This window comes from Nitrosomonas europaea (genome assembly GCF_900167395.1).
Lineage (GTDB): Bacteria > Pseudomonadota > Gammaproteobacteria > Burkholderiales > Nitrosomonadaceae > Nitrosomonas > Nitrosomonas europaea.
Window position 1 is genome coordinate 1 of sequence record NZ_FUWK01000055.1, and the last position, 13,168, is coordinate 13,168.

Here is a 13,168-nt window from a genome sequence, read left to right on the forward strand (position 1 = left end):
TGACGTAGGTTGAAAAAAGTGGAGTCCAACGTTTCGTAAAATGTGAGGAACGGAGGACAAGGATGGAACGACTCCCGAAAGGGATCTACACGCCGGAATTTCGGGCGGAAGCGGTGAAGCTGGTGGAAGCGGAAGGGCTGTCGGTGGATGCGGCAGCGAAGCGCTTGTTGGTGCCAAAGAGCAGTCTTGGCAATTGGGTGAGGGCATCGCGTACAGGCAGCCTGGCGAAGGTTGGGCAAGGTCAGCGGGTGCCGACGGAAACGGAAATTGAACTGGCGCGACTGCGCAAGGAATTGGCGGAAGTGAAACTGGAGCGTGATCTGCTAAAAAAATGTGCGGCGTATTTCGCGAAGGAGTCGCGGTGAGATACGCCCGGATCGAACAGTTGCGACAGCACCACGCGGTGGCGGCGATGTGCCGGATTCTGGACGTTTCGGAAAGCGGCTATCACGCTTGGCGCCAACGTCCGCCGTCAGCTCGTCAGCAAGAGAACCTCCGGCTGGAAACCGAGGTCAAGGCCGCGCATCAGCGGACGCGTGAAACCTACGGTCCCCGGCGCCTGCGGTCCGACCTGGCCGATCACGGCATCCAGACGAGCCTCTATCGCATCAAGCGGATACGCAGGAAACTCGGGCTGCGCTGCAAGCAGAAGCGGAAATTCAAGGCGACGACAGATTCGAGGCATGCCCTGCCACTGGCGCCCAATCTTCTCGATCGGCAATTCACCGTGGCGGCCCCCGATCGCGCCTGGGTCAGCGATATCACCTACGTCGCCACCGACGAGGGCTGGCTCTATCTTGCCGGCATCAAGGATTTGTTCAACGGCGAACTGGTCGGCTACGCCATGTCCGAGCGGATGACCACGAGCCTGGTATCGCAAGCGCTCTTTCGCGCCGTCGCCGCCAAGCGGCCAGCAAGGGGGCTGATCCATCATTCAGATCGTGGCAGCCAGTACTGCGCCCACGCTTATCGAAAGCAACTGCAACAATTCGGCATGCAAGCTTCCATGAGCCGCAAGGGCAATTGTTGGGACAACGCGCCGATGGAGAGTTTCTGGGGTTCCCTGAAAAACGAGTTGGTGCATCACAGGCGCTTTACTACGCGCACACAAGCCCGGCAGGAAATCACCGAGTACATTGAAATCTTCTACAACCGAATTCGTAAGCAGGCGAGACTGGGCTATCTGTCGCCGGCACAATTCACCCAGAAATACCATGCAAAACAGATAGCCGCTTAACCCGTTGGACTCTACGGTTGACGACCTACGTCAGATTATGCGAATAGGAGTTCCGTGGAGTGATATACGCCGGATTACGGGGGCTGGAGCAATACCCACCGTCGTTTTATTCGTTGGCGTAACAAAGTATCCGGGAGAAGTTGCTGGAAATCCTGATTGATGACCCGGATTATGAATGACTGGTGATTGATGCCAGCCATTGTAAAGTTCATCCACATGCCAGTGGAGCCAGAGGTGGTAATCAGGATAGATCTATTGAACCCTATCTGACCGAGCAGGTGCGAGTCATTCAAGACATTCCAAGTACAGCTATGGCAACGCACTGACTGAAATTATGATGAATGTGTTACACTACCCAAAGTTCTACGAAAGCCAGCGGTTAGCCTACCGGTAACTTTATTCTTTAGGGTGATCCACAAGGAGCAATTTCAGCGCTGAAAACAATCGAGACAATTGCTGCAAAATCCTGTGTCCGTAATTCTACGGACTGATACTGGTGTATCAGATCAAGTTTCGATATTGAACCTTATCATTCCTCTGATCGTTTTTCGTGATTTACTATGTGCAGTTCTGCCATGCGCCAGTCGTGCGTATTCATCATTTTCATTGTTCTCTCAATATTCATTGCCGGATGTAATTCCGAATCCGGTACGCCGGTCGAGTCTCCTCCGCCCGATGTTATGGTTGCAAGCGTGCTGTCGCGTTCCGTGCGAACATGGGATGAATTCAATGGGCGTGTTCGTGCGATCCAGACGGTAGAGTTGCGTCCTCGCGTCAGTGGCTACATCAATCGCATTGCCTATAAGGAAGGTAGCGAAGTCAAACCCGGCGATCTTCTCTTTGTCATCGATCCCCGTCCGTACCGGGATGCACTTCACCGGGCACAGGCAGAACTTGAACGTGCGCGGTCCGCAGCGAGTCTTGCACAAAGCAAGACTGAACATGTGCATGCACTGTTTGCAAAACAAGCCATATCGCGCGAGGAGTTCAATGGGAGAAAAAACGATTTTAACCAAACGGCTGCCGAGGTTCGTGCAGCGAAAGCTGCTGTAGCCACTGCCAAACTCAATCTCAATTTTACCGAGGTTCGTGCACCAATCGCAGGTCGCGTGAGTCGAGCATATTTGACTGCGGGTAATCTTGCCCGGGCTGATCAATCCATGTTGACAACCCTGGTCTCGCAGGATCCCATGTATGTGTATTTCGACTGTGATGAACATAGTTTTCTGCGCTACAAGAAATTTGCTCTCAAGAACGATCACGAGAACACTATTTATTCGGTTCGTATCGGTCTGGCTGATGAGGAAGGTTTTCCCCATCACGGAACGGTAGATTTCTTCGACAATCAACTCAATCCCGCAACCGGGACAATACGTGTCCGTGCTGTCGTTCCTAATCCAGATCGTTTGCTGACACCGGGTCTTCACGCTCGGGTACAACTGCAAGGCAGCGATGAACTGCCTGTACTCCTGATCGACGCGAAGGCTATTCTGACCGATCAGGACCGCAAATATGTTTATGTATTAGGGGAGGGTGACAAGGCATTCCGCCGGGATATTACATTGGGTCGTCAGATCGATGGTTTGCGTATCGTGCAGTCGGGTCTTGACACAACAGATAAGGTCGTCGTCATTGGTGCGCAGAAGATCTTTCACAACGGGATGATCGTAAAACCTCAGCATGTTGCCATGGAAACGCAGGCAACCACTCCTCTTCTCGTTCCATGAAGTGTTAAAGTAAAAGCGTACGATCATGGATTTCTCCAAGTTCTTCATCGACCGTCCCATATTTGCCATCGTTCTCTCGGTGATCATTTTTGCGGCGGGACTGATCGCCATCCCGCTGCTGCCTGCAGGTGAATATCCGGAAGTGGTGCCGCCAAGCGTGGTCGTGCGCGCAACATACCCGGGCGCCAATCCCAAAGAGATCGCAGATTCAATCGCCGTTCCGCTGGAAGAAGCGATCAACAGCGTTGAAGGGATCATGTATATGAAGTCCGTTGCAGGCTCCGATGGCAGCCTGCAAGTGACGGTTACTTTTATGCCCGGCATCGATCCGGATACCGCTGCTGTGCGCGTACAGAACCGTGTCGCCCAGGCCCTGTCCCGTCTGCCTAACGACGTACGCCAGTACGGCGTAACCACACAGAAGCAGTCCCCGACTCCGCTTATGTACGTGAATCTTTCTTCACCCGATGGTCGATATGACTCGGTCTATCTGCGTAACTATATGACCTTGAATATCAAGGATCAGCTTTCACGCTTGAAGGGTGTTGGCAACGTCGGATTGTACGGCGAAGGTGATTATGCGATGCGCCTGTGGCTGAATCCGAATGAGCTTGCCGCGCGGGGCCTTACAGCCAGCGACGTGGTGGATGCTGTTCGTGAACAGAATGTGCAGGTATCCGCGGGGCAATTGGGCGCCGAACCATCACCCCAAGGGGCAGATTTCCTCGTTCCGATCAATGTGCGCGGGCGGCTTCGCAGTGAACAGGAGTTCGGTGATATCGTACTCAAAAGTGCCGACGATGGCCAATTGGTCCGCTTATCGGATGTAGGTCGCGTCGAGCTCGGCTCCAGCGATTACACGCTGCATGCCATGATCGATAACAGGGGCAGCACCAGCGCCGGTATTTTTCTGACGCCCAGTGCTAACTCTCTGGAGGTGGCCAGAACGGTCTATGCCAAGTTTGAAGAACTTGCAGCAAATTTTCCTCCGGGTATCGAGTATCGGGTGGTATGGGATCCTACTGTTTTTGTCCGGGATTCCATTCGAGCCGTGGGTCAGACACTGATCGAGGCGGTCTTCCTGGTCGTGCTGGTGGTCATTCTCTTTCTGCAGACCTGGCGCGCGTCGATCATTCCTCTGATTGCGGTGCCGGTCTCGATTATCGGCACGTTCGCCTGGCTGTACCTGCTTGGGTATTCCATCAATACATTGACATTGTTTGGATTGGTCCTGGCCGTGGGTATTGTCGTCGATGATGCGATTGTCGTCGTGGAAAACGTCGAGCGCTATATTGAAAAAGGCCTGAGCCCTCTCGCAGCGGCACACCAGGCGATGAAAGAAGTTTCCGGTCCGATCATCGCCATTGCGCTTGTGCTATGCGCCGTATTCGTGCCCATGGCATTCCTGAGCGGTGTCACCGGAGAGTTCTACAAGCAATTTGCCGTTACCATCGCCATATCCACCATTATTTCTGCGATCAATTCGCTCACCCTGTCGCCGGCATTGGCAGCAAAACTGCTCAAAGGACAGAGTGCCCCGAAAGATAAACTTACCCGCGTACTTGAGCGTAGTCTGGGATGGCTGTTTCATCCTTTCAACCGCCTGTTTCTCCGCAGCTCCGACAAATATCAAGGCACGGTAGCCCGAACGTTGAATCGACGGGGCATCGTATTTGCCGTTTATGCGGGACTATTGCTCGCGACTGTCGTACTATTCCATATCGTACCGACTGGCTTTATTCCAAATCAGGATAAACTTTATCTTTTCGCTGGCGCCAAATTGCCGGAGGGCGCTTCGCTCGCTCGTACTGATGCCGTTACACGTCAACTCAATGACCTTGCTAGTAGTATTGAAGGCGTGGAAATGACCGAAAGCTATGTGGGGATGAATGCATTGCAGTCAGTCAATACGCCCAATCTGGCTGCGTCTTACGTCATCCTCAAACCTTTCGATCAACGCCAGCGTTCTGCTGAATCGATCACGGCCGAACTGAATGCCAAGCTGACTGATATCAAGGACGGGCAAGCCTATGCCTTATTGCCTCCATCCATACAGGGCCTGGGCAACGGGTCGGGCTATTCGCTCTATCTGGTCGATCGGGGAGGGCTGGGGTACGGGGTATTGCAAAACGTCATGACACATTTCCAGAATGTGATTGCACAGACGCCAGGCATGACTTTTCCTGTCAGCTCATACCAGGCCAACGTCCCACAGCTCGAGGTCAAGGTAGATCGAGTCAAAGCCAAAGCTCAGGGAGTAAATCTGACAGACCTCTTCAATACGTTGCAGGTCTATCTGGGTTCTTTCTACATCAATGATTTCAATCTGTATGGTCGTATCTATCGCGTGATGGCCCAGGCGGATGCGGCTTTTCGCCAGAAAGCTGAAGACATCAACAATCTGTATACGCGCAATAGTCGAGGAGAAATGGTTCCGCTAGGGTCGATGGTAACGATTCAACATACCTTTGGCCCGGATCCGGTCATTCGCTACAACGGCTACCCCGCAGCTGATCTGATAGGTGACGCTGATCCTCGCGTACTCTCCTCGGGGCAAGTCATTGCCAAGCTTTCGCAGATCGCTGCAGAGGTTTTGCCTCGCGGTATTACACTGGAATGGACCGATCTGAGCTATCAGCAGGTCACCCAAGGTAATGCAGCGGCCATCGTATTCCCCTTGTCGATCATGCTGACTTTTCTGGTGCTGGCTGCCCTCTATGAGAGTTGGACGCTACCCTTGGCGGTCATCCTGATTGTGCCGGTATGTATGTGTGCTGCACTTTTCGGCATTTGGTTCACAGGTGGCGACAATAATATATTCGTCCAGGTGGGACTCGTCGTATTGATGGGGCTGGCATGCAAGAATGCCATCCTGATCGTTGAATTCGCACGGGAATTGGAGATCCAAGGCAAGGATATTGTCGAAGCTGCTCTGGAAGCCTGCCACCTTCGACTGCGGCCGATCGTAATGACTTCGATCGCTTTCATCGCCGGATCTGTTCCCTTGGTATTTAGTTACGGTGCAGGTAGTGAGGTACGCTACGCAACCGGTATTACCGTCTTCGCCGGCATGCTCGGAGTAACGTTATTTGGATTGTTTCTTACTCCTGTCTTTTACGTTGCTCTGCGCAAGCTGGCCCATTTCAACCATCTTAAGTCGCAGGAAGGGTGATCGCTGATTAAACAGCTTATGTTGACGATCGTGGCCAGGGAGATTTGTGCAACAGTGGGATTGAAATTTTCAACGAGCGTCTAACGTTCCCGCAGCGCTTCGGCGGCACGGTTCAGAGGCTTGATCAGATAATCTAGAACGGTTTTCTGGCCGGTACGGATTTCAGCTGTGGCTACCATGCCGGGCATGATGGCATGGCGTTTACCATCCTTGGTCTCAAGGTAAGCATGTTTGGTCAGCAGGTAGACACGGTAGTAGTAGAGGCGCTTGTCAACCTGATCTTCTATGGTGTCGGGTGAAATGTTTTGTACTGTGGCGGCCAGTGTGCCGTAGATTGAGGGCTCGAAAGCGGTGATCTTCACGGTAGCAGCCTGATCTGGGTGAATGAAGGCGATGTCTCGCGGGCTGAGGCGAGCCTCGACCAGTAACTGGTCATCCAGCGGAACGATCTCCATCAATTCACCACCGGGGCCGATCACACCTCCGATGGTATTCACGCGTACATCCTTGACGATTCCGCGTGTGGGTGAGGTAATAATGGTGCGGCGCAGTTGGTCGGCTCGACCTTCGCGCACCTTGAGCAGCGGACCGAGGTCGGCCATGGTGGTAGCGTAGTCGGATTTGAGCGCTACGGAGTACTGGCCCTTGGTGGCAGCCAGCTTGGTTGAAAGTTCAGCAGCCTTTTGCTTCAGGCGCAGGATCTCGACTTCGTTGGTAGCACCCGTCTTCAGTAAAGGCATGGCAATGTCGATTTCCTGTTGGGCCAGGCGCAATTGCCGGCTGAGTTGAGAAACATTTTCGTGAAAGGCCTGTACATCAGTACGGAAAAGCTGACGCTCACGCTCGATCACGGCCTTTTCATCAGCCAGTTCAGGCGGAAAAGTAACATCGGATTTATTTTCAATTTCAGCTCTCAAGCGTGCGGCGCGCGCTTGCAAGGCAATTATTTTCTGCGCGGCCTCCTCGACCGAGGAGCGGCTTAAGGCTGGATCCAGCGTGGCGAGCTTCTGTCCATTCTCGACCACGTCACCTTCATGCACGACCAACTCGGACAGAATGCCACCTTCCAGACTCTGGATAATTTGGCCTTTGGAGGCTGGAGTCACCTTGCCTTCGCCGATGGCCACTTCATCCAGAACTGCAAAATACGACCAGATCAGGAAGATCGCCATGCTGGCTACGATCAGCCAGAGGATGGAACTGGCGGTGAAACGAGATTCATCCTTGCTGAAAGCATCATCCTGTAAATTCATGGTGAGGTTCCAGTGGTTTGCGGTTGGCGTTGTGGCTGAGAGTGGACCTGGATATGAGTTTTAGAGTGAGCTACGTTCTGGCTGTTGGCTGCAAGGCTGCGAATAGCGGCAAGTATTTCCTCTCTCGGGCCGTCTCGCACGATACGGCCGCTGTCGATGACGATGATGCGATCTACCAGGGACAACAGTGGGTAGCGGTGGGTAGCCACGATCAGTGTGCGTCCACCCAGCCATTGACGCATGTTCTCGATGATGTTCCGTTCAGTGTTTTCATCCAGCGAAGCCGTTGGTTCATCCAGCAGCAGCACATTGGGGGTGCGCAGAAAGGTGCGAGCCAGTATCAGTGACTGCTTCTGGCCTCCCGAAAGTCCAAAGCCATTCTCGCGTAACAAAAGATCGAGACCGTGCGGTTGTTTGAGCAGAAGTTGATCGGCACATGACAGGCGCATCGCCGCTAGCAATTCTTCATCAGTTGCTAGCGGATTAGCCAGCAATAAGTTTTCGCGCAGGCTACCGTAGAACAGACTGGCCTCCTGCAGGACAGTGCCTATATCACGCCGTACATCGGCTACGTCGATCATGCTAATGGGTGTGTCGTTGAAAAGCACGCGGCCTTGCTGAGGTATTGCCAGGCCGGCCAACACGCGCAACAAGGTGGATTTGCCTGCACCCACACGGCCCAGGATGGCAATGCGCTCTCCAGGCCGGATAGAGAGACACGGTATCGTGAGTACCGGTTTTTCTTGAGGATCGAAACTGTAGCTGACGTTCTCAAATTCGTAGCGACCCAGCAGTACTGGTTTGTGATAAGTATTTTTGTCGACGGGATGATCGATCGGCAATTCCAGCAATTTATCCAATCCATCTTTGCCGACACGGGCGTTCTGCAGGCGCGACAGCACAGCAGGAATCTGGGACAGGGGGGCGATGGTGCGACTGGTGAGTATGGAGCAGGCCATTACGGCACCGAAAGAAAGATCGGTATCTAGGATGGCATAAACTCCCTCAATGAGGACACCTGCATAGGCCAGTTGCTGCACGGTTTGAGATAAATTCATCAGCAGACCGGACAGATAACGCTGTTTGAGGCTGATATCGGCATTAATGAAATTGGTTTGATCCCACAGTTGCCGGAAGCGCGGTTCAGCTTGCAGGGTTTTGATGTCTTCAATGCGGTAGATGGATTCCATCAGGATGGCATTGCGCAGGGCGGCTTCGGCCATACCCTCTTTCGACAGTTTGGCAAGTGGATATTGCGCTAACACACCCGGCAGTACCAGCAGTGGAATGGCGGCTAGTGGCACAAGGACCAACCAGCCGCCGAGCACCCAGATGATCAAAAGAAAGGCGAACACAAAAGGCAGATCGATCAGCACACCCAATGCACTGGAAGTCAGTAGTTCCCGTAATTGCTCCAGATCGCGCAGTTGGGCGATCAAGCTGCCCGGAGAACGAGGCCGAGCATCGTTGCGAATATCCAACACGCGTGCGAAAAACATAGAAGATAGCTTGATATCCGCATTCTTGCCGAAATGGTCGGCAATCGTTACGCGCATCATGCGGAGCATCAGTTCCAGCAGCAAGGCCATGGCCACGCCGGAGGCCAGTACCCATAATGTATTGATTGAGCGTGCGGGGATTACGCGATCCCAAACTTGCATTGCGAACAGCGCCGTGCAGATCGCCAGCAGGTTGCTGAACAGCGAACCGGCACACAGTTCAAATAACGTTTTCCAGTGCGAAATAAAGATATCACGCAGCCAGTGGTCGGTTGTGGTGACTAAATAATCATTCACTCGATCCTTGCGCGGGGCTGTGCGTTCGTGTACCAGCAATAGCAGACGAGGGTGGTTGTCGATCGGCAGCAGTCGCTCCAGTACTTTGCCTTCCAACGTCAACAAAATGGTCGCGCGGCCGGCATCTATATCGATGAGCAGGCCTATTTGGCCGTCATCCAGTTCGAGCAAGGCTGGTAGCATGATGGGCGAAAGCCTAGTCAGAGATATCTCTACGAATTTTGCCGATAAGCCAGCCTGGGCTGCAATGTCAAGCACGGCGGCATTCGGATCATCGCAGCCGACCCAGGAAGCCGCGCCACGCACGCATTCGGGCGACGTCTGCAATCCCAGCTGACGTGCAGCTAGTAGCAGCGATTCGGCCCAATATGTAGCAGGGGCCATGATTTGCTTGCGCGTGGTGTTATTCATGACGATTTCCTTCGCGATCACGGAGTTGTTGCACGAACCCTCCAACCGCTACTTGGGCGCGGATGCGGGCTATGGTAGCATCGGCCAGAGCGTTGATCCATTCTAGTTCCGATTGGTAGATATCACGCTCAGGGTTGAGAACATCGGTTAGTGTGCGCTTGTTCAGAATATATTCTTGCCAGTAAAGATTGCGTGAGACCTGAGCTAGTTCGATGATTTTTTCGTAGCTTGTCATGCGCTCAGCAGCGCCTCTGGCCTCTATCTGGGCGGAATTAAGAGCACTGCGCGTAATCAAACGCTCATTTTCCAAAGCCTTACGGCTGGCGTTTGCCGCAGCTTTCGCGGCCTCGATCTGATGCCGTGCACTGTTGCCGAAATCGAAGCTGCCGCTCATGACCACACTGATCCAAGTGTCGTTGAGTGCGCTGGCTGGGCCGGTCGTGAAGGAACGGGAAGCACCTACCCCAATGGAAGGATAGCGACTGCCGCGCGCGACTTGAAGTTGGGCGTCGGCTGCTTGAACAGCAGCCTCGGCAGCTTTGATTGATGGCCGTTGGTCGACATTGCCGTCGGGGGCTCCTAGTTTGCTAACCAGGCTCACGGTATCACCTAGGCAAGCTACGTTTTCAGGGCGCACCCCGATCAGCTCAGCCAGCTTGGCGGCGGCAACGTCGCGCCGCGTATTCGCCTGTTCAGCTTCAGCTTCGGCGCGTCTGATAGCTAGGTCTGCCATTGTTCTATCGGAGGAGACCGAGAGTCCGGCGCGCACACGATCAATGATCTTGGAATGGGTGGCCTTCAGCGCTTCGATTTGCTTATGGGCTGCGGCGATTCGATCTTGCGCGGCAGCCAGTTCGATAAAGTTGGTCGCGGTGTTATAGGCCACGGTCTCTATGGTATCGGCCAGTTGATGACCGGTCTGTTCCCCAACTGCATCTGCAGCTTTGATCCGGTTGGAAGTGACGCCGAAGTCGTAGATCAGTTGGCTGACACCCACCGATGTACGCAGGGCAGTGGTGTTGCCGGAGTTGAGTGCATTGTAGCTTCTGCCATAGCCGGGCTTCACGCCATAATCGACCTTGGGATACCAGGCCGCCTTGGCCACATCGACCTCGGCATTGCGTTGAATGACCTCGGCATGAGCACGGCTGATATCAGGATGATGAGCAATAGCGATACCGATTGCATCAGACAGAGTCAGGGCATCGAGGGAAACCCGTCGCACTTTCCCGCCATTGATTAATGGGGGTGGGAACGCGGCGGATGCAACGGAAATCACCCGACTGGGGATCGCTATATCACGCGGAACAGGTAATTTTCCCGCTAGTACGGTCGTACTTGCGTAAATCAAGGACAGCAGGGTAAACATGCGAAAAACGGGGAGCTGTCGCGTATTAAACGATGATCTGATTGTTCGCCAACAACGTAGCTAAATCAGTGGTCACACCATTCAAAGTTACCAGTGGAGTGGGACCATAGGCTAGATTTGAGCCGTCACGGTCGATATTGATCACTGTATTGCCTCCAGATGAAGTCAGGCTCAAAAAGTTCTCCACAGAACTGGTGCCAGGGTCGAAACTCACTAATAACCGTGAGATGTCAATGATGTCAGCGTTGGCATCAGTACCGATCATCCCGATCGTGAAGTCGGTAATGATATCGGTGCCGTTGCCACCAGTGGCATCAATGGGGTTGAGGTTCTCCCAGAGAAATACATCCCCGCCGGTGCCGCCTGTCAACATATCATTGCCACTGCCGCCAATCAGGATGTCGTTGCCAGCATTGCCGATAAGCGTGTCATTAGCGGTACTACCCCGCTCTACTCCGTAGCTACCGTTGGTGATGTCCAACCTTGCCTGATCGATGACAGTGCCACTGGTGAGCTGGTACTCGAAGCTGTCAATCAGCGGGCTGGTAAAATAATCCGTGGCCATGTCCGGTGTGTAGATGTAGTGCCCATCGGCGTAAAGTGTGAGCGTACCGTGGTCGCCGGTGACTGTCATGCCGTCTGTAACATCCACATAGGTGTTGGTGGCATCGAGAACCTGAAAGGTCGGCTGAGCGTCATTTGTCACGTCATTGGCAAGCACATTACCGTGAACGTTGGTGGTGCCTGTGACCACGTACTGGTCGGTATGCGTGACATTGACGTCGGTTGTGATATTGATGCTGGTAAGTATTCCTGTAAGCGATTTCAAATGGATGCGATATGTTCCAGCATCCAGATCCAGTGTGGCAAGATTAATAGTTCCGAAGGTGCCAATTGAAGCCAACGAGGAAAAATCGAAAGTGCCGTTGGATACTGCAGTCCAGACACCCGGGGCTGTCTCCTCCTGGATGACCAGAGTGGTATTCGTGATTACTGCCACGAGTGTAGATAGTTTTACTGTGCCGGAAACGGCTTCATTACCGTTGATCGTAAAGCTGGCACTATTGTAGGTGTTGGGAATAGGATTAAGAGGAATGGTGTCGGCAGTAGCGGAGTCATTGAACCTGTCTTCCGGTGGCGGATTGTCAAATACTATCCCTGCTGCACCTGCATCATTGGCAGCTACATCATTACTGCTGATGTTGATGGCAAGCGTGGCAGTACTGGTAGCATTGTTTGCCGTGTCAAACAGGGTGTAGGTGAATGTATCCATCTGGCCGATGGATGAACTGTTGGCCGTGTTGGGTGTGTAAGTATATGCACCGGTTTCCCGATTGATCACCAACGAGCCCCAGTCGCCGGTGATTGTGTTGTCGCCGGCTACGAGTGGCTCGCCATTGATATGGCTAATGATCGTCGTTGCCGTGACGTTCTGATCATTGGTGATGACGTTGCCACTACTTGAAGTCGTATCCGCCACATAAGTGTGTGCATATTCAGTGCCTGTAACTGAGAGGGTATTGAGAACAGAAAGGCCCACACCGCCATAAGAGACGAAGGCGCGGTATTGTCCCTCACCGAGCAGCTGTTGCACGCCATAACTGCCATCGTTCAGCAGACCGATTGTCAGGATCGTTGCGCCATCCGACAATGAATCAACCGTAGTCCACTTTCCGGTGCTTGCATTCCATTTCTGAACGACGATCCGGTAATCACCGAGGAGACTTAGATTAAGGAGTGAACCGAATGTGAAGACAAGATCCTCTACATGTCCGCTCGGGATATCGAAGGATACTTTTTCCGTGCCCAGCAATTCCGCTTGCAGATCCAGGCCAGCTAATCCAACACCCATTCCAAGTAACGTGGTTGCACTCCCTTCATTGACTGCAGCTGACGTGGTGTTAATGTTCACCATCGCGACTTCTGTATTGTTGATGGCAGTCAGCGGGGCTATCACCGTATTGGTCACTGGGCTGTTGAGGAGGCTGGCGGCATCGTTGCCGGCCAGATCCTGAATGGCGTTGAGGTCATCACCTGCGGTCGGATCGGTGTAGCTGAGCGTGACGGTTTCCCCGTTGTTGACCGGTGTGGCCAGCTCCAGGGTGACGGTACTGCCGTTGACGGTGACGTTGCTGACGGTGACCGGGGTGCCGTCGACGTTGACGACAAAGTCGGCGATTGCTGGTGGATGGGTTGTATCCAG

General features: G+C 53.4%; 7 protein-coding genes and 1 pseudogene. 4 read left to right on the top strand and 4 right to left on the bottom strand.

Annotated features, from left to right (window positions below; genetic code table 11):
* Nucleotides 1-62: 62 nt before the first annotated feature.
* The 4 genes and pseudogenes from B5D58_RS12495 (at nt 63) to B5D58_RS12505 (ending at nt 6,136) form a co-directional block, all read left to right on the top strand.
* Nucleotides 63-1,237 (top strand): IS3-like element ISNeu4 family transposase gene (locus B5D58_RS12495; RefSeq protein WP_143779591.1). Its coding sequence is split into 2 segments (ribosomal slippage): nt 63-324 and nt 324-1,237, totalling 1,176 coding nucleotides; the frame shifts between segments, so codons are not numbered across the junction.
* A gap of 34 nt (nt 1,238-1,271) precedes the next feature.
* Nucleotides 1,272-1,491 (top strand): annotated as a pseudogene (locus B5D58_RS14235) (IS5/IS1182 family transposase); the annotation flags it as partial.
* Between the two features lie 306 nt (nt 1,492-1,797).
* Nucleotides 1,798-2,964 carry an efflux RND transporter periplasmic adaptor subunit gene (locus tag B5D58_RS12500; protein WP_011110803.1) on the top strand — a complete coding sequence of 389 codons (1,167 nt, stop codon included), beginning with the start codon at nt 1,798-1,800 and terminating at the stop codon, nt 2,962-2,964.
* A 25-nt stretch (nt 2,965-2,989) separates the two neighbouring features.
* Complete coding sequence (locus B5D58_RS12505; RefSeq protein WP_011110804.1) at nt 2,990-6,136, top strand: efflux RND transporter permease subunit; 3,147 nt, start codon at nt 2,990-2,992, stop codon at nt 6,134-6,136.
* Nucleotides 6,137-6,216: 80 nt separating this feature from the next.
* Here B5D58_RS12505 and B5D58_RS12510 read toward each other — a convergent pair whose 3' ends face one another.
* The 4 genes from B5D58_RS12510 to B5D58_RS12525 form a co-directional block, all read right to left on the bottom strand.
* The gene (locus B5D58_RS12510; protein WP_011110805.1) at nt 6,217-7,389 is read right to left on the bottom strand and encodes a beta-barrel domain-containing protein; all 1,173 of its coding nucleotides are present in this window, start codon (nt 7,387-7,389) and stop codon (nt 6,217-6,219) included.
* On the bottom strand, nt 7,386-9,596 hold the full coding sequence (locus B5D58_RS12515) for a type I secretion system permease/ATPase (RefSeq protein ID WP_011110806.1): 2,211 nt from the start codon (nt 9,594-9,596) through the stop codon (nt 7,386-7,388). Before B5D58_RS12515 ends, B5D58_RS12510 begins: the two co-directional genes overlap by 4 nt.
* Nucleotides 9,589-10,965: a TolC family protein gene (locus tag B5D58_RS12520; protein ID WP_011110807.1), complete on the bottom strand. Its 1,377-nt coding sequence runs from the start codon at nt 10,963-10,965 to the stop codon at nt 9,589-9,591. The genes B5D58_RS12515 and B5D58_RS12520 overlap by 8 nt, the downstream gene beginning before the upstream one ends.
* 25 nt (nt 10,966-10,990) lie before the next feature.
* The coding region (locus B5D58_RS12525) for a BapA/Bap/LapF family large adhesin (RefSeq protein ID WP_143779592.1) at nt 10,991-13,168 on the bottom strand (2,178 nt) is incomplete at its 5' end.